Below are 25,701 nucleotides of genomic sequence, written 5' to 3'. Positions count from 1 at the left end.
CGTTCGGCCCCTTCCGCTTCCGTCTACTGCTTCCTGCTGAACTCCGCCCAGCGCTCCACCAGGTCCACCGCCTTGCCCTCGTCGAGGGCCTTGGCGGCCACCTCCAGGCCCGCCGACAGCAGGCCCCGGCGGATCTTCACGTCGTGCAGGTCCACGCCGTCGAGGAGCCCCTGACGGGACGCCAGCGCCGCCGCCGCGTTGATGAGCACCGCGTCCCGGACCGGACCGGCCTCGCCCGCGAACACCCGCCGCGCCACACCCGTGTTGAACTCGATGTCGCCCCCGCGAAGCGCCTCCGGCCCCGCGTTCGACAGGCCGATCTCGTTCACGTCGATCGAGCCCTGCGACACCCGCCCGCCCGAGGCGATCCACTCCGACGTCGTCGCCGACGTCGAGATCTCGTCCAGGCCGTCGTCCCCGCGGACCACGAACACCGAGGCCCCGCGCGCCGCGAACACCTGCGCCATCAGCGGCGCCTTCACCGGGTCCGCGCACCCGATCAGGCCCGCCTGCGGCTGGCCCGGGTTCGTCAACGGCCCCAGCAGGTTGAACACCGTCGGGATGCCCAGCGCGGCCCGGATCGGGCCCGCGTGCCGCATCCCCGGGTGGAAGGTCCGCGCGAACGCGAACCCGATGCCCACCTCGCGCACCGACGCCTCGACCCGCTCCGCCGTGGCGTCCAGGTCCACGCCCAGCGCCTCCAGCAGGTCCGCCGAGCCCACCGACGACGACGCCGACCGGTTGCCGTGCTTGATGACCGGCACGCCCGCGGCGGCGACCACGATCGCCGCCATCGTCGAGATGTTCACCGAGTTCGAGCCGTCGCCCCCGGTGCCGACGATGTCCACCGCCACGCCCAGGTCCGACAGGTCCAGCCGGGTCGTCTCCGCGAGCATCCGGCCCGCGATCGCACCGATCTCCTCGGGCGTCTCACCCTTTGAGCGCAGCAGCACCGCGAACGCCGCCAACTGCGCCGGATCGGCGTTCCCGGCCATGATCTCCGCCATCGCCCAGTCGGCGCTCGCCTCGTCGAGATGGTCGCCGGACGACAGGCGTGCGAGGACATCGGGCCAGGTCGGACTAGACATACGAGCTCCCGGGGAAAGGACGATCAGGCGGCGCGCTGCGCCGGCGCCGAGCCCGCGGCCCGGTTGACCAGCAAGTCTACTACCGTCTGCCCGGTTGTCACGGGGTTAAGCGGGTGCTTCAGCACCGCGTCGGCCCGCGACCACGCCGCCAGCCAGCGGTCCGCGTCGCGCGCGACCACCACCGCCAGCGTCGGGGGCTCGTCGAACTCGTCGCGCAGCTGCCGCGCGATCCCGAGGCCGCCCGCGGGCTGCGCCTCCCCGTCGAGGAGCACGAGGTCGATCTCGTACTTGTCGATGAGGGCCACCGCCTCGTCGTACGCTCCGGCGACGGCGTACTCGATCCTGACGCCCTCGGCCGGCGCTTCGCCGATGGCCGAGCGCATCTGTTCGATGACCGCGGGTCGATGACTGTAAAGGAGGACTGCGTACTCAGCCGTTGAGGTACTCACGCTTCGCATATTAAACGGGCCACACTGAAATGGGAAGACCGGCGCGGCCACTTCCCTCCCTCGCAGTGCCTACAGTAGGCGAACCCGGAATGACCTGGGAACACGATGGGAGAAGGCTGGAAGCCTACTCCGCGCGACACGCGCGGAAAACCTACCCCATGCGCAGCTGGAAGCCGCCGGACCGTAATAATGTGCGCGTGACTGCCGCCGAAGCAACTATCGACCCCAGCCGAATCCACTCACTGACCCGGCCCAATGTCGTCAGTGTCGGCACCATCGTGTGGTTGAGCAGCGAACTCATGTTCTTTGCGGGACTGTTCGCGATGTACTTCTCCATCCAGGCCGCCGCGCCCTCGATGTACGAGGAGGGATACCACCACCTCGAAATCCCGTACGCGCTGGTGTTCACCGTGATCCTCGTGGCCTCCTCCGTCACCTGCCAGCTCGGCGTCTTCGCCGCCGAGCGCGGGGACGTGTACAAGCTGCGCCTGTGGTTCGCGATCACGTTCATCATGGGCCTCGTCTTCGTGCTCGGCCAGGTCAACGAGTACCGCAACCTCGTCGGCGAGGGGCACTCGATCTCCGCCGACGGCTACTGGACCATGTTCTACCTGACCACCGGGTTCCACGGCCTGCACGTCACCGGCGGCCTGATCGCGTTCATCGTCTACCTCATCCGCACGACGATGGGCCGCTTCACTCCCGCCCAGGCCACCGCGTCCATCGTGGTGTCCTACTACTGGCACTTCGTCGACGTGGTCTGGATCGCGCTCTTCGCCGTGATCTACTTCCTTCCGATGGCCCAGTACTGAGACTGACCGGCCGCCCGCGCCTCCCACCGGACGCGCCTGCGACCCAAGGCAACAAGCCCCGGCCCCCGGCCGGGGCCACAACCGAGAAACGCGACGGCCGCCCCCCGGAGGCGGCCGCCGGCCGGACGAGAAAGCCCCGACAGGGGCCCCGCCCGGTCCGAGCTAGATAAAGGTGAGGCAACAACCGTGGCTGCATCAGCGAAACGCCGCCGAGGCTGGCGCAAGCGCCTCGGCGCGCTGGCCAGGTTCACCGGCGCACTGGTCATCGTCGGAGGGATCTACTCGGTGTTCTCGCCGAGCCTGTACGCGCAGGAGGCCGAGGACAACGCGATCGACTCCGAGGTCGTCAAGGGCCAGGAGCTCTACGACACGAGCTGCATCTCCTGCCACGGCGACGACGGCGAGGGCATCGAGGGCCGCGGTCCCAGCCTCATCGGCGTCGGATCGGCGGCCGTCGAGTTCCAGGTGAACACCGGCCGCATGCCGATGGCCGCCCAGGGCGCCCAGGCCCCCGACTCGGACTACCCGGTGTTCACCGAGGAAGAGGCCGAGTGGCTCGGCGCCTACATCGAGTACCTCGGCGGCGGCGCCGCGGTGCCCGACGACCTCGCGGCGCTCGTCGAGAACGCCGACGTCGGCGAGGGCGGCGACCTCTACCGGGTGAACTGCTCCTCCTGCCACGGCTACGCGGGCGGCGGTGGCGCCCTGTCCTCGGGCGCGCACGCGCCCGCGCTCATCGGCGTCTCCGACGAGGAGATCTACCAGGCCATGCTCACCGGCCCGCAGAACATGCCGGTGTTCGCCGACAACGAGCTCACCCCCGAGCAGAAGGCCGACATCATCGCCTACGTCCAGTACATCGTCAACGACGACAAGGACCCGGGCGGCGTGTTCACCCTCGGACGGTACGGCCCGTCCACCGAAGGTCTGGCCATCTTCCTGGTCGGCATGACTGCGCTCCTGCTGACCACGCTCTGGATTGCAGGTAAATCGTGAGTGCCCACAACGACAGTGCCCGTGACGAGGTCGAGCCCGTCGACCTCAAGGACCCGAAGCTGACGCGCTTCGAGGTCTACAAGGAGGGCCTGCGCCGCGACGACATCGAGATCATCCACTACGAGCCGCGTTTCCCCAAGCCGGGCACGAAGGCCGAGAAGCGCATGGAGCGCATCGTCGGCGGCCTGTTCCTGCTGTCGGGCCTGTTCGCGACGCTGTTCGTGGTCGCGTTCATCTGGTGGCCCTGGGAGTACGAGGGCGCCGCGACCTGGCGCGACCCGCAGACCTGGTACACGCCGGTCATCGGGTTCTTCCTCGGGTTCTCGCTGCTGTTCTTCGCGGTCGGCGTGCTCACCTGGGCGAAGAAGCTGCTCCCGGTGGAGGAGCTGGTCCAGGACCGCCACGACGGCGGCTCGTCCCACGACGACCGGCGCATCGCCGAGTCCACCGTGGACACCATCGTCGACGACATGGGCCTGCGCCGCCGCCCCTTCCTCGTGAAGTCGGCCCTGCTGGCCGCCGCGCCGCTCGGCCTCGCGGCCGTCGCCCCGCTCGGCGCCCTGCTCAAGGACCCGGGCGACATGTACACCGTGACCGGCTGGAACGCCGAGCGGTACAACGACGGCGACCCGATCCGCCTCATGATGAAGGACGGGGCGCTCGTGCGGCCCGACATGGTCTCCGCCGGCGGCCAGATCACCGTCTACCCGGCGATCGACCACGGCGCGACGAACCAGTTCCCGACGGCGCCGACGCTGCTCATCCACCTGCGGGAGACCGACGCGGCGACCCTGCGCGAGAACCTGTACCCGATGTACCAGGACGTGGACGCCCTGTGGGGCAACTTCGTGGCCTACTCGAAGATCTGCACCCACGTCGGCTGCCCGGCCTCGCTGTACGAGCAGCAGAGCCAGCGCCTCCTGTGCCCGTGCCACCAGTCGCAGTTCAACGTGGTGGACAACGCGGCCCCCGTGTTCGGCCCGGCCACCCGGCACCTGCCGATGCTGCCGATCACGGTCGACGACGAGGGCTTCTTCACCGCCACGTCGGACTTCCTGGTGCCCCCGGGGCCGGCGTTCTGGAACCGCCCGTCCCTCCCCGAGGAGGATGAGAAGTGAAACGCCGCAACGGCTCCAGTGACAGCCTGCTGACCAAGGCGGGCGGCGAGCTCGACGACCGCTTCAAGCTCGCCGGACCGGCCCGGGTCCTGTTCAACAAGGTCTTCCCGGACCACTGGTCGTTCCTCCTGGGCGAGATCGCGCTGTTCTCGTTCATCCTGCTGCTGCTCTCGGGCACCTTCCTGGCGCTGTTCTTCGAGCCGTCCATGGTCGAGGTGACCTACAACGGGGCGTACGTGCCGCTCCAGGGCATCGAGATGTCGCGGGCCTACGAGTCCGCGCTCGACATCTCGTTCGAGACCCGCGGCGGCCTGTTCATGCGGCAGATGCACCACTGGGCGACGCTGCTGTTCATGGCGTCGATCCTCGTGCACATGCTCCGGATCTTCTTCACCGGCGCGTTCCGCGCGCCGCGCGAGACGAACTGGATGATCGGCATCCTGCTGTTCTGGGTCGGCTTCTTCGAGGGCTTCTTCGGCTACTCCCTGCCGGACGACGGCCTCTCCGGCACCGGCCTGCGCATCATGGAGGGCATGACCGCCTCCGTGCCGTTCATCGGCCCGTGGGCCTCGGCGGCGCTGTTCCGCGGCCAGTTCCCGGGCACCGACGTGATCTCGATGATCTACATCATCCACGTCTTCATCTTCCCGCTGATCCTCCTGGCGCTCATCACGGTCCACGTCGGCCTGGTGTTCGCGCAGAAGCACACGCAGTGGCCCGGACCGGGCCGGACCGAGCACAACGTGGTCGGCTTCCGCATGTTCCCGAACTACGTCATGAAGCAGGTCGGCTTCATGCTGTTCATCTGGGGCGTGGTCGCCGCCATGGCGGGCCTGTTCCAGATCAACCCGATCTGGCTGTTCGGGCCGTACGAGGTCTCGGTCGTGTCCTCGGCCTCCCAGCCCGACTTCTACGTCATGTACCTGGACGGCCTCATCCGCCTGTTCCCGGCGTGGGAGCTGCGGATACCGCCGTACTTCACGCTGCCGGCGGTGTTCTGGCCGGCGATCGCGGGCATGGGCCTGTCGGTGCTGCTCCCGCTGGTGTACCCGGCGCTGGAGCGGCGGTTCACCAAGGACCGCGGGCACCACAACCTGCTCCAGCGTCCTCGCGACAACCCGGGCCGCACCAGCCTCGGCGTCATGATCGTGGTCTTCTGGACCATCGGCGCCGTCTCCGGCGGCAACGACGTCTTCGCGGAGAAGTTCCACATCAGCCTGAACGCGATGACCTGGGCGGGCCGCATCGGCATCGTGATCCTCCCGATCATCGCGTACTACCTGACGTACCGCATCTGCCTGGGCCTCCAGCAGCACGACCGCGAGGTCCTCGCCCACGGCCTGGAGACCGGCATCCTCATGCGCGACCCCAACGGCCGCTTCTACGAGGTCCACCAGCCCCTCGCCGAACCGGACGAGCACGGCCACACCGCGCTTGAGTACAACGGCTGGGTCGTCCCGAAGAAGATGAACCGCGTCGGCGCCCTGCCGCCGCAGGACAAGGGCTTCTTCAAGTCGATCGAGGAGCCGTCCGAGAACGGTTCGTCCTCCTCTCACGAGGAGATCGAGTCGGGCAAGCACTAAGCGAGCAAGCCATTGAGAACGGGCCCTGCCGGAAGGCGGGGCCCGTTTCTTGTGTTCGAGGTTTTTTGACGTTCTTGGCTTGCGGGCTTGGTTGGGTTGGGGTTAGAGCGGGCAGCGACGAAGAGGTGGCAGCGGGGCTCGGGTTGGGTTGGCGGCCATGGGGTCCGCGGTGGGAGCCTGGCTTGGTGCGGGTGGGGCGGGTTGAAACTTCCTCACCAAAGATCACCCTTCTGGGTGTTGACGCCCTATCGCACACAGAGTCACAATTGAATCACAGCAATCGAACAGACACACGGAAACAGGCAACACATACGAGAACAGTGACAGGGGGTGATCCCGATGGCAGCAGCAGCGACGATCGAAGCCCGGACCAGTGTCAGCGACCAGGCCGAGACCATCCGGACCCTCCTCGAAGACGCCGCCTCGGTGGTCAACTCCCAATACGCGGCAGTCCTGTCCTCGGTCATCGCGATGAAAGAGCAGAACCTCCACCGCACCGCCTTCGGGTACTCGGCCTTGAGGGACCTGCTGTTGTCCCAGTTCGACTTCACTCACCGGACTGCTTCGGATATCGCGGCCATCGCCCGCCTCTCCTCCAAGTTCCGGGCCCTGGTGGAGGCGGCCGTCTCAGGGCGGGCCAGGATCGACCAGGTCGCCTACGCCGTCCGCCAACTCGACCGGACCCCCGCGATGCGCCTGTTCACCCTCACCCCCTTCCGCACCCCCGTGGCCTCCCCCTTCGATGCCGACATCCTGTGCGCGACACCGGAGCACCTGATCGCCCAATACGCCCAGCACGCCCCCTTCAAAGACCTCCAACGCCACCTCGACGAGCTGGCCGCGCATCTGGCCGAGGAGACCGAACTCCTCGACAGCCTCGGCGAGCAGTCACTGCAGTGGATCGAGGTCGCCGAACAGGACAACGGCATGTGGGCCCTCTCCGGGGAACTCTCCTCCGATACGGGCAGGCTGTTGGACAAGTACCTGAAGACCGCCTGCCCGCCTCCCAGGCAGGACGAGCAAGACAGTGAGGGTGTGCTTCCGGCCCAGCCGAACCGGCATGCCGAAGCCCTCCACCAGCTCCTCGCCGGATACGGCACCAGCCCTGATGCGGTCAAGCGCCACGGCCACACCGCCACCCTCGACCTCATGGTGGACATCCAGACGCTCAAGGGTGAAGACACCGGCAGGACGCCCCTTCTGGAGGGCCAGCCGGTCAGTGTCGCCAAGGCCCGGCATCTGGCCTGCGAAGCCGGTGTCATCCCCTCGGTGTTCGACTACGAGACCGGCGAGGCCATCGAGCTGGGCAGGGAGAAGCGCCTCCCCAACGCGGCGCTCCGCCGCAAGCTCGAACTGGAGCAGCGGGAAGGCTGCGCCTGGACGGGATGCTCCCGCCCGGTCGCCTGGACCGAAGCCCACCACATCCAGCACTGGGCGAACGGCGGGGACACCAACGCCGGCAACCTGATCCTGCTGTGCCGCTTCCACCACGGCCGCATCCACACCGCAGGCTGGACGGTAGCGAAGACCGGCCCCGGCCAAGCCACCATCACCCACCACAACCACCCCGACACCCACACCGGGGCCGAGGAGGCCCGGGAGTGTGGGTGCGAGGACTGGCGAACCGACCAGGACATGGACACTGAACACCAGGGATCGGACTGGGATGTGTTCCCGACCGGCCTCTACCGCACCGAATGGTCGGACACACTGAAACCCGACCTCGACTCACGAGCCGAGGAGGCCGAGAGGCAAAGGGCCCTCGCCGCCATCCGCGCCGCCCGAGCCAAATGCCGAACACGCTTCACACCCCAGCCAAAGGAACCCGCACCGGTCCCGGCAGGCAGCCGAGGCGACCCACCCTCTTGAGGAGGCCCGCCCCGGCCAGCCAACCGGGCCGGGAGGAGGAACGGGAAGGCCCACAACCACACCAGACCCCAGGCCCGGCACCCAAACTGGGCCGCCCTCACCTCTCTCCATCGCTGCCAAAAAGACCCGCGCCCCATCACCCCCTGAAAGCCGCAGCACCCAACCCCACCCCACCGCCCACCCCGTTGTCGCCGCCAAAAGACCCGCGCCCCAACCCACCCCGCAGGCCGGCGACCCAGACCCCGCCCCCCAACCCACCCCGTCATCGCCGCCCGCTCTAACCGCGAGCGGTGTCCGACCTCAAGGAGGCGAGTGCGCCCCCAGGTAGGCTTCGCCGATGTTGCGGGTGTTGATTACCGGGGTGTCGGGGGTTGGGAAGTCGACGGTGGTGGCTCGGTTGGGCGAGTTGGGGTACAAGGCGGTGGACACGGATTTCGGGGGATGGTGTGCGCCGACTGCGGATGGGGAGGCGTTGCAGGAGACCGCTGAGCCGGGGTGGGTGTGGCGGGAGGGGCGGATTCGGGAGTTGTTGGATGCCGCCGATGCGGAAGTGCTCTTTGTGAGCGGGTGCGTGCCGAACCAGGGGGTGTTCTATCGGGACTTCGATCATGTGGTGCTGCTGAGCGCTCCAGCGGAGACCGTCCGGCATCGGCTGTTGACCAGGACCGGGAATCCGTACGGCAAGACCCCTGAGCAGCTTGAGGCGGCGCTGCGGGATCAGCGGGAGGTCGAGCCGCTGTTGCGGTCGGGGGCCACCGTGGAGATCGATACGAGAGCACCGGTCGATGAGGTGGTGGCGCGGTTGGTGGCGCTCGTCGGTGGTCAGTAGCGGTCGACGGTGGTGATGAGCTTCTCGGCGAGTTCGTCGGGGTCGAGCTTTTCGCGGGCCAGGGCCAGGTAGAGCGAGTCGAGGTCCGGGTAGCCGAGGGAGGACGCGACGCCGTGGAGGGGTTGCTCCCCTGCGAGGCCGCGGCCGCGGGCGATGAGGGAGCGCCACAGGCGGTTCTTGCCCGCTTTGAGTTCGTCCTCGAAGCGCTGCATGGGGATCACGGGGAGTTCGCCGGTGGAGTCGACGTCGTCGATGGCGCCGAACCAGTCGTTGATGTGGAGCTGCGCTTCAGGGGTCTTGGCGTGTTCGAGCCACTGTTTCGAGGGGCCGTAGGGCTGCTCGGCGGTGAGGACGAGTTCGACGGTGTCGCCGTCGCGCAGGGACTGGGCGAGGGGGGCGATCTCGCCGTTGACGTAGGCGGCGATGAGGCGGTGGCCCTTGGAGGGGCCGGAGCAGTAGGCGACGTCGACGGGGGTGGACGCCTTGGGGACCGTGAGCTGCTCGCCGTCGCCGGTGAAGACGAGGATGTCCTGGTCGGCGAGGTCGCAGCGGAGGGAGTCGAGGAACTGGCCGGAGTCGGCGACCTCGTTCTGCCAGTCGAGGAGGCGCTGGAGCCAGGGGAGCTGGATCTCCATCTGGTCGCCGCCGGTCTGGCGCAGGCCCGCGACGATGCCGACCTCGGCGGTCTCGTGCATCTCGCGGGTGCGGATGAGGAACTCGATGGGCAGGCCGCCCGGACCGGCGACCGCGGTGTGGATCGACTGGTACAGGTTGAACTTCTTGGCGGCGATGAGGTCGCGGAACTTGCCGCCCAGAGGCTTCCAGAGGCGGTGGATCGCGCCGAGGGCCGCGTAGCAGTCCGTCAGGGGACCGTCGACGACGATGACGAGGCGCGGCGGGTCGGCCGGGCCGGTGCCGGGGTGCTTCTGCATCTCGCGGTACACCGAGTACGGGTGGCGGGGCCGGTCGAGGAGGCGCGCGGTCACCTTGAAGTCGCGCAGGGCGCGGCGCACCTGCGGGGCGATGTGCTCGACCTGGCGCTTGCGGTCGGTGTCGGAGCCGATGTGCTCCTTGATCCGCTGGAACACCTCGGGCTGGAGGGTCTCCAGGACGATGTCCTCCAGCTCGCGCTTGATGACGTACAGGCCGAGGCGGTCGGCGAGGGGGATGAGGACGTCCTGGGTGGCCTCGGCGATGCGGATCTGGCTGGGGCGCTTCTTGAACTTGATGGTCCGCATGTTGTGGAGGCGGTCGGCGAGCTTGATGATCATGACGCGGATGTCGCGTCCGGCGGTGAGCACGAGCTTGCGGAACGTCTCGGCCTCGGCGGCGGAGCCGAGGTGGATCTTGTCGAGCTTCGTGACGCCGTCGACCATGACGGCGATCTCGTCGCCGAAGTCGCCGCGGAGCGCTTCGAGGGAGTACGGGGTGTCCTCGACGGTGTCGTGGAGGAGCCCGGCCGCGATCGTGGGGGTGTCGACGCCGAGGTCGGCGAGGATGGTGGACACCGCGATCGGGTGGGTGATGTACGGTTCGCCGGAGCGGCGGGCCTGGCCGCGGTGCATCTGCTCGGCGATGCGGTAGGCGCGGCGGACCAGGAGCATGTCGGGCTGCGCGAAGTGGGCGCGGTGCGCCGCTTCGAGCTGCGCGACCTTCCCCGCGAGGTCCCACGGGTCGTCAGGTCTGGCAGTCCGAGTAGCCGAAAGCAATGCGCGCAACATGTTAGCCTCCGATGCCCAAGGTTGACCGCATTCTAGATGTACAACGATTCCTGGAGAGAATCGACACTAGACACTGTCGGATTTCGGCGGGTCCGCCGTTCCGGGCGGATGACACAGCGTACCCGTACGGAGGTGTCGCCGGAAACCTCAAGCGCCGCAAATGGATGCGAGACGACTCACGTCCGATTCGCGCCGCGGGCCCTGTTCCGGGGTGTGGAACGGTGGGTTCGCTTGGGACAGCAGAGCGTTCGCGAAGCTATCTCACCATGTGGACTGGTCGCGGCGCCACGGGGACCGGTCGCCGGGGACGGCGCCGTCCCAGCGTTCGGCTCCGGTGAGGGGGCTGGCCCAGGTGCCTTCGACGAGGACGAGGCGGACTTCGGGTTTGGCGAGCCAGTCGAGGAGGAGGCGGGACTCGGCGGCGTGGGCGGCGTCGAGGACGTCGGTGGCGGGGGCGACGACGCGGGAGGTCTCGCGGAGCTTCGCGATGTAGGGCATGGGGTCGGCGCGAGGCGGGGTCTTGACGGCGCCGGCGAGGATACCGGAGCGGATGACGGCGACCTCCCAGCCGCCGCCCTTGGCGCGGCCCGCGGCGACCAGTTCCCCGGCCGCCACGAAGTTCCTGACGCGCTGCGAGGACGCGGCGAGGGCCAGATAGGCCCCGAGCTCGTCGCGGCGCTCAGCGGCCGCCTCGAAGCGCTCGGAGCCGGCGAGTTCGGCGAGGCGCTCGCCGACGGCCTCGGCGATCGGGGCGGGGTCGCCGTCCATGGCGCGGGCGGCGCGCTCGGCGAGGGCCGCGTACTCCTCGACGGTGACGGTGTGGCGGCACGGCTCGGCGCACTTGCCGATCTCGCCGAGGACGCACGTGGGGGAGGTCCGCTTGGGGGACAGGCGGGTCCGGCACGAGCGGATCGGCAGGGCCGCCTCGATGGCGCTGATCGCGGCCTGCGCCTGGGTGCCCGAGGCCGGGCCCAGGCGGGGCGTGCCGGGCTCGGGGGGCTTGCGGGAGACCTGGAGGCGCGGGTACGGCTCGTCGGTGAGGCGGACCCAGCTGCGGTGCTCGGGGAACTTCGCGGCCCGGTTGTACGGGGGCTTGCCGCCCGCGATGAGGCGCAGCTCGGCGACGCCCGCTTCGAGGCGGTGGGCGCACTCGACGACCTCGACGCGCTCGGCCGAGGCGAGCATGTCGCGCAGGCGGCGGCGCTGCTCGGCCGCGGAGAAGTAGCTGCGGACGCGGCTGGCGACGTTCACTGAGACGCCGATGTAGAGCGCCCGGTCGTCGGCGTCGCGGAAGATGTACACGCCCGGGCCCTGCGGGAGGCCGTCGGCGAGGTGGCGCTTGCGGCGCTGAAGCTCGGAGGGGATGGCGCGGCAGAACTCGGCGAGCTCGGCGTCGGTGACGACGCCGTGGCCGCTGGCGCGCTCGATGAGGCCGTGGAGGACCGTGACGGTGGCGCGCGCGTCGTCCAGGGCCCGGTGGTTCGGGGTCACCGGGGAGCCGAAGAGCCGCGCGAGGGTGCCCAGGCGCCGGTTGGGGACCTCGCTCTTCTCGGTGAGGCGCCGGGCCAGGACCACGGTGTCGACGACGGGCGGGCGGGGCCAGCGGGTGTCGGTGAGCTCGCAGGCGTGGCGCAGGAAGCCGACGTCGAAGCCCGCGTTGTGGGCGACGAGCGTGGCGCCCTGCGCGAACTCCAGAAACATCGGCAGGACCGCCTCGATGCCGGGCGCGTCGGCGACCATCTCGTCGGTGATGCCGGTGAGCCTGGTGACCCGCGGGTCGATGGGCTCGCCGGGGTTGACGAGGGTCGAGAACTCGCCGACGACCTCGCCGCCCTTGACCTTGACGGCGCCGATCTCGGTGATCCCGCACGCGTCCGCGGCCAGCCCGGTGGTCTCCAGGTCGACCACGCAGAACGTGACCTCGCGGAGCGGGGTGCCGAAGCTGTCGAGGGCGGGCTGCGTGAAGCCCGCCCCTCCGTCCCCGGCCGGGCCCTCGCCCGACCCGTCGCCCGACACGCCGCGTCTGTACATACCGGCAACCCTAGGCGCGGCCTGTGACACCCGGCTTGTCGCGGTTGTTCGAGCGTCGCCTGCGCCGCAGTGCCGACCGGACCCGGTCGGTGGTCCGCGCCGACCGGCGCGAGAGCCGCGCGGACTGCTCGGCGCGGCCCGCGCCGACCTTCGCGACCAGGGACGCGGGCCAGAACACGGCCTTGTACCTGACCTGTGCCGGCGAGGTCTTGTCGAGCGCGATGTGCAGGTCCCGCAAGGCGTCCGCGAGCCCGGCGGGGTCGGCGCCCCGGGGGGAGTACCGGTGCAGGGCCATCGCCGAGCCGAGGGCCTTCGCGGCCTCCCGCGCGCTCGGCGCGGCCGTCGCGAGCACGCCCGCGGCCTGGCGCGGCGTGTACGAGTCCGGGATGGACACGCCGTAGTCGAGGGCCAGGTCCATGGCCTCGTCCCACGCGGTCTTCGCCGTCAGGGTCCGCGGGTTCAGCCGCCGCTTCCGCAGGGCCCCGCGCGAGAGCACGGGCAGGAACGGCACCGCGAGCAGCAGCAGGAGCGAGAGCCAGCCCGGGTGGAACGGCAGCGCGGCGCCGCCGTCCGATCCGGCCCCGGCGTCAGCGGACGGGCCCTCGGACGCGCCGCCCTCGGGCGGGATCGTCTGCCCGGACGCGTCGGTCTCCGGCGCGGACGGCTCGTCCGTGGGGACCTCGTTCTCGCTCGGCTCGGTCTCCGGGTCCGGGGCGTCGTCGGGCTCGTTCGCCCACGGGAAGCTCACCGAGCCCGGGACGCTCGCGGCCGGGGTCGGGTCGAACGTGACCCAGCCGGGCCCGTCGTAGTAGACCTCGACCCACGCGTGGTAGTCGTGGCTGGTGAGGACCCACTCGTTCCCGTCGCGCGAGCCCTGCGACAGGCCCACGACGACGCGCGCGGCCACGTCGGCCTCGCGGAGCATCCACGCCATCGTCGCCGCGTACTGCTGGCAGTAGCCCTGCTTCGTCTCCAGGAAGTCCAGGACCGCCTCGTCGTTGCCCGCGTCGACGGTCTCCAGGGAGTACCGGAACCCGTTCGACACCGACAGGTACTGCTGCACCGCGAGGACCTTCTCGTGGACCGTGGTCGCCCCCGCCGTCGCGCCCGCGACGATGTCGGTCAGCTCCGGCACGTCCGGGTGCTCGGTGTTCAGGTCCCACCGGTCGTCGGAGCTGCTCATGCCGCCCGCGGCCGCGAGCGTCTCGGCGTCCGGGTCGGGCTCGGTGTACTCCAGCGTGTACTCGTCGACGTCGCCCATGTCGCTGCCGTCGCCGACGATCACGCCCGTGTCAGGGTCGAGCCGCCAGTCGCCGTCGATCTCCAGGTTCGTCGGGCTCCCGTAGACGGGCACCACCGGCGCCTGCAACTGGAGGTTCTCGATCTGCGCGGTGTACCGCTCGCCGTCGGCGTCGGGGAGCTCGTCGAGGTTCTGGGTGCCCTGGTACTCGTTGGGCGCGAAGCCGTCGCCGGTCAGCTCGTCCAGCACGTGCATCCGCAGGTAGCGCGGGCTCGGGTCGTCGGTGGTCACCCGCAGCACGTCGACCTCCTCGGGCCGCGTCAGCGAACCCGAGAGCTGCGCCCACGGGTTGACGTCGCCGAGCCCGTACGACTCGCCGCCCTCGATGCCGTCGGCGACGTTGTCGATCAGCCCCGACGTGTTCACCGGCACGACCGCCAGCACCGCGAGCGCCACCGCGATGAACCCCGCCGCCGACCAGCGCGCCGTGCGCGCCATCGGCGAGGGGAACGAGCGGCCGACCAGCTGGCCCGCGCCCGTGAAGCGGTGCCCGAACGCCGACACCCGCTTGAGGTTGTCGTCGCCGAGGATCCACAGGTACGCGACGGCGGGGAGGATGAACCAGAACCACGCGGTCGCCTCCGGCGCCACCGACACCGGCACCAGGTACATCGTCAGGAGCGTCAGCCCCGCGAGCGCGGGCGTGCGCAGGCCCACCACGAACATGTCGTGGAGGATCGCGACGACGCCGACCCCGAGCACCGTGAGGAACATGATCCCGCCGGTGGCCTCCACCGGCGGCGCGTTCACGATGATCGCGCCCACGCCCTCCTGCGCGAGGACCGCCCAGTGCTCGAACGTCGCCGGGAGCGGCACCAGGAACAGCAGGCCCGTGCCGTCGCCGAACCCGATCGTGAGGATCACGACGAGCGCCGCGGCCATCGCGAGCGTCTGGAGGCCCTGGCCGCGCCCGGCCGCGCGCATGAGCGACCCGGCCGTGGCGACGACCGCGATCGTGAGCATCACCGGGAACATCCAGCCGAGGCCGTTGAAGATCCCGATGAGGGGCGTCAGCGTCAAGGCGAGCGTGGCCGCCGCGACGACGGTGGCGTGGCGCTGTCCGTTCATGCGAGGTTCCTCCACGCGCTCGACCGGGTCCACACGCGGCGCAGTTCCGTCCCCACTGTGCTCATGCGAGGTTCCTCCAGGCGCTCAACTGAGTCCACACCCGGCGCAGTTCCGTTCCCGCCACGACCGGGACCACCTGCCAGCCCGCCGAGGCGAGCGTCGACACGGCCTGGCCGTGCTGCTGCGCGAACGCCTGCTCGCGCGGGTCGACGCGGCTCGACGCCGCCTTCGGGATCCACCGGACCGGGTCCACGACCAGGGCCGTGCACCGCCCGCCGCGGCGCGCCAGGCGCCCCAGCGCGGCCGCCTCCTCCGGGGTCAGGTGCCCCAGGAACGCGACGATCCCGGACACCGAGCGGGCCCGCTGGGCCTTCTCGACCATCGCGGCCACCGGCGCCTCGGGGGCCGCGGCCACCGTCGCCAGGTACCGCATCGCCTGGCTGTAATCGCCTTGGCGGCATTCGAAGTCGCGGTGCGCGGTGATGAGCCACGGGTCGATGCCGTCGCGCGAGAGCCGCACCGTCGCCGACGCGGCCGCGTCCACCATCCACTCGAAACTCGACAGCTCCCCGCGGTGGGCGCCCCGGCGCACGTCCAGCAGGACCGCCGCGTTGTTCTCCCACGGCTGCTCCTCGCGGCGCACCATCAACTGCCCGCGGTGCGCGCTGGCCTTCCAGTGGACGCGCCGCATGTCGTCGCCGTTGCGGTACTCGCGCACCGCGATGTCGTCGTTGCCGGTGATCGCCACGGTGTGCGAGGCGGACTCGCCCGAGGACATGCCCGCGCCGCCCGGCAGGAGCAGGCTGCGCAGCGGCTGGATGCGCGGGGTCACGATGAGCTCCGTGGTCACCGGGAACTCCTGGACCGAGACGGCCAGGCCGAACGGGTCCGAGGTGCGCACCGTCAACGGCCCCAGCTCGTACGCGCCGCGCGAGCCGGGCGTGATCGTGTAGTTGACGACGCTCCGCGCGCCGGGCGCGAGCCGCTCCAGGACCAGCCGGGGGCGGTTCCCCAGCCGGTAGGGGATGCGGTCCTCCAGCATCAGCGCCGGGGGGCGGCTGCGGCCGGTGTTCTGGATGCCCAGGCGCACCTGAGTGGCCTGACCGGCCTCCACCTGCGCCGGGTTGAGCACCCGGTTCGACTCCAGCGACGGCCGCGACCAGCGCAGCACGAACAGCCCGCCGATGGGGGCGATCGCGGCGAGCGCCGCGGCGCGCAGCAGGTCGCCCTCGCCCACCGCCAAAGCGGTGAGGCCGACGACCACACTCACCGCCAGCAGCGTCTTGCCGCGTCCGGTGAGCTCCACGCCTAGAACCTCCCCGGGTGCGACACCACCGGGACGTGCCTGAGGATGTCGGAGACGATCGCCTTCGTGTCGCCGCCGCCCATCGTGGTCTCCGTCGTGGGAATCAGGCGGTGCGCGAGCACCGGGACGGCGAGCTGCTGCACGTCGTCGGGGAGCGCGAAGTCGCGACCGTCCATCGCCGCCAGCACCTGCGTGCACCGCAGCAGCTGGAGCGTCGCCCGCGGGCTCGCTCCCAACCGCACCTGCGCGTTCGTGCGCGTCGCGCCCACGAGGTCCACGACGTACCGCTTCAGCTCCGGCGCCAGGTGCACCGAGCGCGCCGCCGCGATCATCCGCACGATCATCTCCGCGTCGGCGACCGGCCGCAGCGCGTCCAGCGGGTTGTACTCCTCGCGGCGGTCCAGCAGCGCCAGCTCCGCGTTGATGTCCGGGTACCCGATCGCCAGGCGCGCGGTGAAGCGGTCGCGCTGCGCCTCCGGGAGCGGGTACGTGCCCTCCATCTCGACCGGGTTCTGCGTCGCGATCACCATGAACGGGCTGCGCAGCTTGTACGTGTTCCCGTCGACGGTGACCTGCCGCTCCTCCATGCACTCCAGGAGCGCGGCCTGGGTCTTCGGGCTGGCTCGGTTGATCTCGTCGCCCAGGATCAGGTTCCCGAAGATCGCGCCCGGCTTGAACACGAAGTCGCGCTTCTCGGGGTCGAAGATGCTCACGCCCGTCACGTCCGAGGGGAGCAGGTCCGGGGTGAACTGGATGCGCCGCACGGAGCAGTCGACCGAGCGGGCGAGGGCCTTCGCCAGCTGGGTCTTGCCGACGCCGGGCACGTCCTCCAGCAGCAGGTGGCCCTCGGCGAGCATGACCGCCAGCGCCAGCCGGATCGTGTGGGACTTCCCCTCGATGACCCATTCGACGTTCGTCAGGATCCCCTCGGCGGTGGCCTTGAACTCCTGCGGCGAGAGCGGTGCGGGGCCCTGCCCCGACTGCGCCGTGCTCGGGAGCGGCATCGTGCCGTCGGGCTTCTCGGGGGACGACTCGAAGGTCAACGGTCCTCCTGGGGAGTCGGTGAGGTGGGTGTGCGGCGTGCACCGGAATCCGCCGCGTTCTGGTCATCCTACTCGGACCCGCCCAAGCGTTATGTCCCGTGCCACCTGGGCGCCGCTCCGCTACACTGGGGGGCATGACTCGGCGATTCGAGCTCCTTACCTAGCCGTGCGGGACAGATCCCAGCACGGCCACCCCAGCGTGTCTGGGGTTTTTTGCTGTCTAGGGTCAGTACCCGGAGAACGCCGACCGAACCCGCGAAACCAGAGCAGCCGCACCGGACCACAGGACGAGCCATGACCGAACCCGCACACCGCTACGACGCCGAGCTGGCCAACGCGATCGAACCGCGCTGGCAGGAGCGCTGGGAGGCCGAGCGGACCTTCCGCGCCCCGAACCCGTCCGGGGAGCTGGCCGAGCCGGACCACCCGCGGGCCGGCGCCCCGAAGAAGTTCGTGATGGACATGTTCCCGTACCCGTCGGGCGCGGGCCTGCACGTCGGCCACCCGCTGGGGTACATCGCGACCGACGCCTACTCGCGCTACCTGCGCATGGCCGGGTACAACGTGCTGCACCCGCTGGGCTTCGACGCGTTCGGGCTGCCCACCGAGCAGTACGCGATCGCGACCGGGCGCCAGCCCGCCGAGATCACCGCCGAGAACATCGGCGTCTTCCGGCGCCAGCTGCGCCGGGTCGGCATGGGGTACGACAACCGCCGCGAGTTCGCCACCACCGACCCCGACTACTTCAAGTGGACGCAGTGGATCTTCCTGGAGATCTTCAACTCCTGGTACGACACCGACGCCGACAAGGCGCGGCCCATCAGCGAACTGATCGCCGCGTTCGAGTCCGGCGAGCGCACCGTCCCGGGCGGGCGCGCCTGGTCCGAGCTGAGCGCCGTCGAGCGCCGCCGCGCGATCGACGACCACCGCCTGGCGTACGTCACCGAGGCGCCCGTGAACTGGTGCCCGGGCCTGGGCACGGTGCTGTCCAACGAGGAGGTCACCTCCGAGGGGCGCAGCGAGCGCGGCAACTTCCCGGTGTACACGCGCACCCTGAAGCAGTGGATGATGCGCATCACCGCGTACGCCGACCGGCTGCTGTCCGACCTGGACGGCCTGGACTGGACCGAGTCCCTGAAGTCCATGCAGCGCAACTGGATCGGCAAGTCCACTGGCGCCTACGCGGACTTCGCGACCTACGCGGGGGACATCCGGGTCTTCACCACCCGCCCCGACACCCTGTTCGGCGCCACCTACATGGTCCTGGCCCCCGAGCACCCGCTGGTCGACGCGCTGACCGCCGAGACCTGGCCCGCCGACGTCCCCGAGGCCTGGACCGGCGGCCACGACACCCCCGCCGGAGCCGTCGCCGCCTACCGCGCCCAGGCCGCCGCCAAGACCGACGTCGAGCGCCAGGCCGACGCCAAGGAGAAGACCGGCGTCTTCACCGGCGGCTACGCCACCAACCCAGTCAACGGCGAGACGGTCCCCGTCTTCATCGCCGACTACGTGCTGGCCGGGTACGGCACCGGCGCGATCATGGCCGTCCCCGCCCACGACGCCCGCGACTTCGACTTCGCGACCGCCTTCGGCATCCCGATCGTCCAGGTCGTCTCCGACACCGTCGAAGGAAGCGCAGTCGAGTGGGACCGCCAGGAGGTCCTGTCGAGCACCACCGGCACGATCGTCAACTCCGGCTTCCTGGACGGCCTGTCCGTCCCCGAGGCCAAGGACCGCGTCATCGCGTGGCTGGCCGAGCACGGCCGCGGCGAGAAGGCCGTCACGTTCCGCCTGCGCGACTGGCTGTTCAGCCGCCAGCGCTACTGGGGCGAGCCCTTCCCGATCGTCTACGACGAGACCGGCCTGCCCGTCGCCCTGACCGAGGACCACCTGCCGGTCGAGCTGCCGCACCTGGACGACTTCTCGCCCAAGACCTTCGACGCCGAGGACGCCGACTCCGCGCCCGAGCCGCCCCTGGGCCGCGCCAAGGACTGGGTCGAGGTCGAACTGGACCTGGGCGACGGCCCCAAGCCGTACCGCCGCGAGGTCAACACCATGCCCAACTGGGCCGGGTCCTCCTGGTACGAGCTGCGCTACACCGACCCGAAGGCCGCGGCGGTCCTGGCCGACCCCGCCAACGAGTCCTACTGGATGGGCCCCCAGGACGCCGAGGACGTCGGCGGCGTCGACCTGTACATCGGCGGCGTCGAGCACGCCGTCCTGCACCTGCTGTACGCCCGCTTCTGGCAGAAGGTCCTGTTCGACCTGGGCCACGTCTCCAGCCGCGAGCCGTTCCGCCGCCTGTTCAACCAGGGGTACATCCAGGCCTACGCCTACACCGACGAGCGCGGCGTCTACGTGCCCGCCGAGGAGGTCGAGGAGCAGGCCGACGGCGTGTACACCTACAAGGGCGAGAAGGTGAACCGCGAGTACGGCAAGATGGGCAAGTCCCTGAAGAACGTCGTCACGCCCGACGAGATCTGCGCGTCCTACGGCGCCGACACGTTCCGCGTGTACGAGATGTCCATGGGCCCCCTGGCCGACTCCAAGCCCTGGGAGACCCGCGCGATCGTCGGCTCGCAGCGGTTCCTGCAACGCCTGTGGCGCAACATCGTCGACGAGGAGACCGGCGAGACGGCCGTCGCCGACGTCGAGCCCTCGCCCGAGACGCTGCGCGAGATCCACAAGGCCGTCGCCGGGGTCCGCGACGACTACGAGAACCTGCGCATGAACACCGCCGTCGCCAAGCTGATCACGCTGAACAACCACGTGACCGGCCTGCACCCGGTGCCCCGCGCGGCCGCCGAGGCCCTGGTGGTCATGGTCGCCCCCATCGCCCCCCACATCGCCGAGGAGCTGTGGGAGCGCCTGGGGCACACCGGCGGCATCGCCTACGTGGACTTCCCCGTGGCCGACGAGCGGTACCTGGTCGAGGACACCGTGACCTACCCGGTCCAGATCAACGGCAAGGTCCGCGGCCGCATCGAGGTCGCCGCCGGAGCGCCCGAAGAGGACGTCAAGGCCGCCGCGCTGGCGGAGGAGAAGGTCGCGGCGAACCTGGCGGGCAAGGACGTCAAGAAGGTCATCGTGGTGGCCGGCAAGATGGTCTCGATCGTCGCGAAGTAGACCGGCGCTGTTGGACGGAATATTAAGGGCGGGACCGGAACCGGTCCCGCCCTTCGTCATTCGTCGGGCAGGCTCCCTCCGCCGCCCCGGTAGGTGTACCTCGTGGCGGCCTCGCCGCTGAGCAGGCCCAGGAGGAGCAGCGAGAAGCCGCCGGCGGCGAACGGCGCGGGGGAGAGGGCGTCGAGCACGCCGAAGATCACGAGCGCCATGAGCGAGCACGCGACGCCGTACAGGCTCGCCACGGCGGCGAGGCGCCGCGCCCAGTCGAGGCGGGCGGCGACGCACGCGCCGAGGGCGGTGCAGACGGTGGCGTGGAGGACCGACGCGACCAGCAGGGCGAGGAGCAGCCGCTCGAACCGCGGGTCGGCGACGATCGAGCCGAGCCCGATCAGGGCGGCCTCGGCGAGCGAGGACACGGCGGCGGCCGCGATCATCACGAGCGCGGTCGCGACCTGCCAGGGCATCGGGTGGTGGTAGGCGGGCTTGGCCCGCGGAGGCGCGGCCTCCTCGGGGCGAGGGTTTATCGTCATCATGACGAATATCTTATCGTCGCTGTGACGAATATTGGTCCCGCGCGTCCTCCGCATCGGAGTATTGACCAACATCTATGCAAACGCTAGGCTGTGCTCACCTCGTTGGGAGCGCTCCGCCCCCGCGGGCCCATCCTTCTGTCAGCCTCGTTCCCTCACGGCGCGGCACCACCTTGAGGAGCTCTTCGTGCTGCTTACCCGACCGCACTTTTCAAGAAGGCGGCGCCGGGCGGTGATCGCGGGGGTCGTCACCGTCGCGACCGCCGCGCTCGGCATCGGCCTCTCGACCCAGTTCGCCTCCGCCCAGCAGACGACCCTGCGTGGGGCCGCCGACGCGCTGAACAAGGACATCGGCATCGCCGTCAACTACAACCTGCTCCAGAGCAGCGCGCAGTACCGCACCACGGTCGCCACCGAGTTCAACTCCCTCACCGCCGAGAACGCGATGAAGTGGGACGCGACCGAGCCCAGCGACGGGAACTACACGTTCACGCAGGCCGACGCCATCGTCGACTTCGCCGAGGACAACGGCCAGACCGTCCACGGCCACACCTTCGTGTGGCACCAGCAGACCCCGTCGTGGGTGCAGAACCTCTCCGCCTCGGCGATGCAGGCGGCCATGGTCGACCACATCAACACCGTGGCGAACCGCTACGAGGGCCGGGTGGACTCCTGGGACGTGGTGAACGAGGTCGTCAGCGACTCCAACGGCGCCCTGCGCGACTCGTTCTGGCTCCAGCGGCTCGGCGAGGGCTACATCACGACCGCGTTCCAGACCGCCCGCGCGGCCGACCCGAGCGCGGACCTCTACATCAACGACTACTCGATCGAGGGCCAGAACGCCAAGTCGAACAAGGTCTACTCGATTGCGCAGGGCCTGGTCAACCAGGGCCTCCTCGACGGCGTGGGCTTCCAGTCGCACCTGATCCTCGGGCAGGTCCCCTCCGACATGGAGGCGAACCTCCAGCGCTTCGTGAACCTGGGCCTGAAGGTCCGCATCACCGAGCTCGACATCCGCCTCCAGACCCCGGCCGACGCGACCGAGCTCGCGCAGCAGGCCAGCGACTACCAGCGGGTGGCGAACATCTGCAAGAACCTCGCCGACTGCTCCGGCATCACCGTGTGGGGCCTGCGCGACGGCGACTCCTGGGTCCCCGGCGTCTTCCCCGGCTACGGCGCGCCGCTGCTGTTCAACGACGACTACTCGAAGAAGCCCGCGTACACCGCGGTCCTGAACGCCTGGGGCGGCACCGTCACCAACCCGACGACGACCCCCGGCACCACCACCCCGCCGCCCACCGGGAACGGCTGCACCGCGACCCTGTCGGTCCAGAGCCCTTGGAACACCGGGGCCACGTACGCCGGGACGGTGAAGGCCAACCAGAACCTCTCCGGCTGGACGGTGACATGGACATGGCCGGGCTCCGAGCGGATCTCCAACGCCTGGAGCATCCAGGGGACGTTGACGGGGGCGACGGTGACCGGCTCGAACGCCGCCTACAACGGGACGCTCGCCTCGGGCCAGTCCACGACGTTCGGCTTCAACATCACCAAACCGGACGGCGCGACCGCCTCGGTCCCGACGGTGACCTGCACACCCGCTTAGACCGCGCTTCGTTCGCAGACGAGGCGGCCTGCACACCCTTAGAACTTGCTTCCTTCGCAGAGAAAAAAGGCCGGGCCCGGACGGAATTGTCCGGGCCCGGCTGCGAAGTCCGGCGCGTCAGCCCAGTTCCGCCTGGAACATCCAGGACTGCTTCACCGGGCCGGTCGGGATGCTCAACCGAGTTCCGCCTGGAACATCCAGGACTGCTTCTCCAGCTCGGCGGTGATGCCGATGAGGAGGTCCTGGGAGACCGGGTCGGCCGACTCGGTGGTCTCGATGCGCTCGCGCATGTTCGCGATGATCGCGGTGTAGGCGTCGATCATGAGCGAGACGACCTCGGTGTCGGAGATCGTGCCGTCGTGGATCTTGGGGACCGAGGAGGTCTCCGCGACCGTGGCCGCGCGGCCGTCGGCGCTGACGCCGATCGCTATCGCCCGCTCGGCCACCAGGTCGGCGGCGTTGCGCGCCGACAGCACGATCTCGTCGAGCTGGAGGTGGAGTGAGCGGAAGTTCTTGCCGTAGACGTTCCAGTGCGCCTGCTTGCCGACCAGCGACAGGTCGATGAGGTCGACCAGCGCGCCTTGCAGCGCTTTGGCGGTCGTGTCGCGGTTCTCGTCGGAGAGGCTGGAGCGGACGGTCGACATATCGGTGCACCTCGCAGAGCAGCAGTCGGTTCCGGCATTGACAAGCAGATCGTAGTCTTCCCCGGCTCGCCCGGTGCCAAACCGATGCAACCGGGACGGGTGCGGGGTCCTCGCGTCCTCCGCGGAACGGCCGGGCGCCGGCCCGCTCGGGGCCTGCGGAGGACGGCCGGAAGGGTCGCCTCCCCGGCTCGCAATTTGTTGGGCTAGTCGATAAACTAATGCGTGTCGTGCCGTCCCCGGCCCGGCCGCCGCCGTCCGCACCCTGAACGAGCAGGAGCTACGAATGCCTTACCGCCCGCCGCTGGTCGCCCGCGAGTTCTTCGTCGCCGACCCCCCGGAGCTGCCCCAGCGCGCCAACGGCGAGCAGGGCCTGTCGTCCGTCACGAGCGCCGAGGTCGTGGAGACCGGCGCCGACTCGGTCCTCCTCAAGGCCGCCACGAGCGCGGGGGAGGAGCTGTACGTCTCCATCGCGGCCGTCGCCGAGGGCGTCGTGCGCACCCGCCTGGCCGCCGACCCGGCCGCGCGTCCCGCGGCCGAGAAGATCATCGAGCTCGTCCACGCCGGGAGCTACGACGGCGCGAAGGTCGCGGTCGAGGATGGAGTGGTCGTGGTGGACGCCGGTCCCGTCCGCGCCGTCGCCACCCTCGGCGCCTGGTCGCTGCGGTACACCGACGCCGCCGGGAAGACCCTCGTGGCCCAGAACCCCGGCGAAGAGGACATCTCGGGGCGCCTGCGGACCCTCCCGTTCGGCCGCTCCCTGGTCGACGGCGAGCCCGTCGCCTTCCACGAGTCGTTCACGGCCGCGCCCGACGAGGCGTACGCCGGGTTCGGCGAGCGGTTCGCCCCGCTCAACGCCCGCGGGCAGCGGCCCCTGATGTGGAACTTCGACGCGTTCGGCTCCGAGTCGATCCGCGCCTACAAGAACGTGCCGTTCTACGTCTCCGACCGCGGCTACGGCGTCCTCGTCAACTCCGGCGCCCCCGTCGAGTTCGACATGGCCCAGCAGACCCACGCGGCCGTCGAGCTCATCGTCCCCGACGACGCCCTGGAGTACTTCGTCATCGGCGGCACCCCGGTCGAGGTTCTCGACCGCTTCGACGGCCTCACCTCCCGCCCCTCGCTCCCCCCGAAGTGGGCCTTCGGCACCTGGATCTCCTCGGGGTTCTTCGTGGACAACGAGGAGCGGGTCATGGAGCGGGCCAAGAAGATCCGCGAGCGGGGCATCCCCTGCGACGTGCTCCACCTCGACACGTTCTGGCAGCACGAGCCGCACTGGTCCGACATGCAGTGGGACCGCGAGAACTTCCCCGACCCCGAGCGGATGCTCGCCGACCTCGCCGAGCAGGGCTTCAAGGTCTGCCTGTGGATGAACTCGTACATCTCCCACAAGTCCCCGGTGTTCGCCGAGGGCGACGAGCGCGGGTACTTCCTCAAGAACGCCAAGGGCGAGACCTACGTGGCCGACGTCTGGCACGGCTCCCACCAGGCCAGCGGCATCGTCGACTTCACCAACCCCGACGCCGTCGAGTGGTGGAAGGGCCTCCTGCGCGGCCCCCTCCAGGCCGGCGCGGCCCTGTACAAGACCGACTTCGCCGAAGGCGTGCCCGCGGATGCGGTGGCGCACAACGGGATGACCGGCACCGAGCTGCACAACGTGTATACCCTGCTCTACAACGACGCGGTCGTGGACGTGACCCGCGAGGTCAACGGGCACGAGCTGGTGTGGGCCCGCTCCTCGTTCCTCGGCGGGCAGCGCCACTCCGCGCAGTGGTCCGGCGACGTGCAGACCACCTGGGCGGGCCTGGGCGGGACCATCCGCGGCGGGCTCTCGCACGGCCTGTCGGGCGTCCCGTTCTGGTCCCACGACACCGGCGGCTTCAACGGCACGCCCACCGATGACCTGTACATCCGCTGGGCCCAGTTCGGCGCGCTCTCGCCGCTGCTGCGCTACCACGGGACGACCACGCGCGAGCTGTGGGAGTTCTCCGAGGAGGCCGAGCGCCTCGCGATCGAGTCGCTGAAGCTGCGGTACTCGCTCGCGCCGTACCTGTACACCGCCGCCGTCAATGCCTCGCGGACCGGCGAGCCGGTGCTGCGGGCCCTGAACGTGGACGACCCGTCGGACCCGGTCTCGTGGACCGCCGACCAGGAGTTCCGCCTCGGCACCGACCTGCTCGTGGCGCCCGTGAACGACCCGTCGGGCGAGCGCAAGGTCTACCTGCCCAAGGGCCGGTGGATCGACTTCTGGACCAAGGAGGTCCACGAGGGCGGCCGGTTCATCGACACCAAGCACGACCTGGAGACCTTCCCGGTGTTCGTGCGCTACGGCGCGCTCATCCCGCGCGTCGAGCCGGGCGCGACGATCGGCGAGGAGCCCTTCGCGGGCATCACCCTCGAAGTGTGGGGGACCCCGTCCGAGGGGACCGTGATCGCCGACGTCGACGGCGACACGACCATCGCCGTCGAAAAAGTTTCTGAAACTTTGGTGACCCTGGTTTCGACCGGCCCGGCGGACATCGCTAATGTGAGCGTCATCGATGTTGCGGGCGCGCCCGCGAAGGCCGAGCTGGAGCGTAAGTAGG

At 70.0% G+C, this 25,701-nt stretch carries 18 protein-coding genes; 9 read left to right on the top strand and 9 right to left on the bottom strand.

Annotation, left to right across the window (positions count from 1 at the left end; all coding sequences use genetic code 11):
* Positions 1 to 23: 23 nt before the first annotated feature.
* Both trpD and ACFFXY_RS18180 read right to left on the bottom strand, forming a co-directional pair.
* Positions 24 to 1,088: an anthranilate phosphoribosyltransferase gene (trpD, locus tag ACFFXY_RS18185; RefSeq protein WP_382353635.1), complete on the bottom strand. Its 1,065-nt coding sequence runs from the start codon at positions 1,086 to 1,088 to the stop codon at positions 24 to 26.
* 23 nt (positions 1,089 to 1,111) lie between these two features.
* Positions 1,112 to 1,546: a hypothetical protein gene (locus ACFFXY_RS18180; RefSeq protein WP_382353632.1), complete on the bottom strand. Its 435-nt coding sequence runs from the start codon at positions 1,544 to 1,546 to the stop codon at positions 1,112 to 1,114.
* 188 nt (positions 1,547 to 1,734) lie between these two features.
* Here ACFFXY_RS18180 and ctaE point away from each other — a divergent pair, with 188 nt between their 5' ends.
* The 6 genes from ctaE (at position 1,735) to ACFFXY_RS18150 (ending at position 8,744) form a co-directional block, all read left to right on the top strand.
* Positions 1,735 to 2,349, top strand: a complete 615-nt coding sequence (gene ctaE / locus ACFFXY_RS18175; protein ID WP_382353629.1) for an aa3-type cytochrome oxidase subunit III — start codon at positions 1,735 to 1,737, stop codon at positions 2,347 to 2,349.
* Positions 2,350 to 2,535: 186 nt separating this feature from the next.
* A complete protein-coding gene (qcrC, locus tag ACFFXY_RS18170; protein WP_359953975.1) occupies positions 2,536 to 3,345 on the top strand; it encodes a cytochrome bc1 complex diheme cytochrome c subunit in 810 nt (269 codons plus the stop codon).
* On the top strand, positions 3,339 to 4,463 hold the full coding sequence (qcrA, locus tag ACFFXY_RS18165; protein WP_382355495.1) for a cytochrome bc1 complex Rieske iron-sulfur subunit: 1,125 nt from the start codon (positions 3,339 to 3,341) through the stop codon (positions 4,461 to 4,463). The genes qcrC and qcrA overlap by 7 nt, the downstream gene beginning before the upstream one ends.
* Complete coding sequence (gene qcrB, locus ACFFXY_RS18160; protein WP_382353626.1) at positions 4,460 to 6,046, top strand: cytochrome bc1 complex cytochrome b subunit; 1,587 nt, start codon at positions 4,460 to 4,462, stop codon at positions 6,044 to 6,046. The genes qcrA and qcrB overlap by 4 nt, the downstream gene beginning before the upstream one ends.
* Positions 6,047 to 6,385: 339 nt before the next feature.
* Positions 6,386 to 7,915, top strand: a complete 1,530-nt coding sequence (locus ACFFXY_RS18155; RefSeq protein ID WP_382353623.1) for an HNH endonuclease signature motif containing protein — start codon at positions 6,386 to 6,388, stop codon at positions 7,913 to 7,915.
* 337 nt (positions 7,916 to 8,252) lie between these two features.
* On the top strand, positions 8,253 to 8,744 hold the full coding sequence (locus ACFFXY_RS18150; RefSeq protein ID WP_382353620.1) for an AAA family ATPase: 492 nt from the start codon (positions 8,253 to 8,255) through the stop codon (positions 8,742 to 8,744).
* Here the strand turns inward: ACFFXY_RS18150 and ACFFXY_RS18145 are convergent.
* The 5 genes from ACFFXY_RS18145 to ACFFXY_RS18125 form a co-directional block, all read right to left on the bottom strand.
* On the bottom strand, positions 8,738 to 10,453 hold the full coding sequence (locus tag ACFFXY_RS18145) for a RelA/SpoT family protein (protein ID WP_382353617.1): 1,716 nt from the start codon (positions 10,451 to 10,453) through the stop codon (positions 8,738 to 8,740). The genes ACFFXY_RS18150 and ACFFXY_RS18145 overlap by 7 nt on opposite strands.
* A 273-nt stretch (positions 10,454 to 10,726) precedes the next feature.
* Positions 10,727 to 12,496, bottom strand: coding sequence for a DEDD exonuclease domain-containing protein (locus ACFFXY_RS18140; protein WP_382353614.1), 1,770 nt, complete (start codon positions 12,494 to 12,496; stop codon positions 10,727 to 10,729).
* A 10-nt stretch (positions 12,497 to 12,506) separates the two neighbouring features.
* Positions 12,507 to 14,864, bottom strand: coding sequence for a transglutaminase TgpA family protein (locus ACFFXY_RS18135; protein ID WP_382353611.1), 2,358 nt, complete (start codon positions 14,862 to 14,864; stop codon positions 12,507 to 12,509).
* A gap of 61 nt (positions 14,865 to 14,925) precedes the next feature.
* Positions 14,926 to 16,170: a DUF58 domain-containing protein gene (locus tag ACFFXY_RS18130; RefSeq protein WP_382353608.1), complete on the bottom strand. Its 1,245-nt coding sequence runs from the start codon at positions 16,168 to 16,170 to the stop codon at positions 14,926 to 14,928.
* Positions 16,171 to 16,172: 2 nt separating this feature from the next.
* Positions 16,173 to 17,174 carry an AAA family ATPase gene (locus tag ACFFXY_RS18125; protein ID WP_382355492.1) on the bottom strand — a complete coding sequence of 334 codons (1,002 nt, stop codon included), beginning with the start codon at positions 17,172 to 17,174 and terminating at the stop codon, positions 16,173 to 16,175.
* 333 nt (positions 17,175 to 17,507) lie between these two features.
* On the opposite strand from ACFFXY_RS18125, the gene leuS reads away from it, so the two are divergent.
* Positions 17,508 to 20,339: a leucine--tRNA ligase gene (gene leuS / locus ACFFXY_RS18120; RefSeq protein WP_382353605.1), complete on the top strand. Its 2,832-nt coding sequence runs from the start codon at positions 17,508 to 17,510 to the stop codon at positions 20,337 to 20,339.
* A 56-nt stretch (positions 20,340 to 20,395) separates the two neighbouring features.
* Here leuS and ACFFXY_RS18115 read toward each other — a convergent pair whose 3' ends face one another.
* Positions 20,396 to 20,872 (bottom strand): hypothetical protein, encoded by a 477-nt coding sequence (locus ACFFXY_RS18115; RefSeq protein WP_382353602.1) that lies wholly within the window; start codon positions 20,870 to 20,872, stop codon positions 20,396 to 20,398.
* 184 nt (positions 20,873 to 21,056) lie between these two features.
* On the opposite strand from ACFFXY_RS18115, the gene ACFFXY_RS18110 reads away from it, so the two are divergent.
* Positions 21,057 to 22,475, top strand: a complete 1,419-nt coding sequence (locus ACFFXY_RS18110; protein WP_382353599.1) for an endo-1,4-beta-xylanase — start codon at positions 21,057 to 21,059, stop codon at positions 22,473 to 22,475.
* Between the two features lie 173 nt (positions 22,476 to 22,648).
* On the opposite strand, the gene ACFFXY_RS18105 is transcribed toward ACFFXY_RS18110, so the two are convergent.
* On the bottom strand, positions 22,649 to 23,119 hold the full coding sequence (locus tag ACFFXY_RS18105; protein WP_091054270.1) for a Dps family protein: 471 nt from the start codon (positions 23,117 to 23,119) through the stop codon (positions 22,649 to 22,651).
* A gap of 283 nt (positions 23,120 to 23,402) precedes the next feature.
* On the opposite strand from ACFFXY_RS18105, the gene ACFFXY_RS18100 reads away from it, so the two are divergent.
* A complete protein-coding gene (locus tag ACFFXY_RS18100; RefSeq protein WP_382353596.1) occupies positions 23,403 to 25,700 on the top strand; it encodes a TIM-barrel domain-containing protein in 2,298 nt (765 codons plus the stop codon).
* The last annotated feature ends 1 nt before the right edge of the window (position 25,701 follow it).

The organism is Glycomyces mayteni, assembly GCF_042428885.1.
GTDB lineage: Bacteria > Actinomycetota > Actinomycetes > Mycobacteriales > Micromonosporaceae > Glycomyces > Glycomyces mayteni.
Note: the sequence above shows the minus strand (reverse complement) of the source record. Positions and strands in the feature narration are given on the sequence as shown.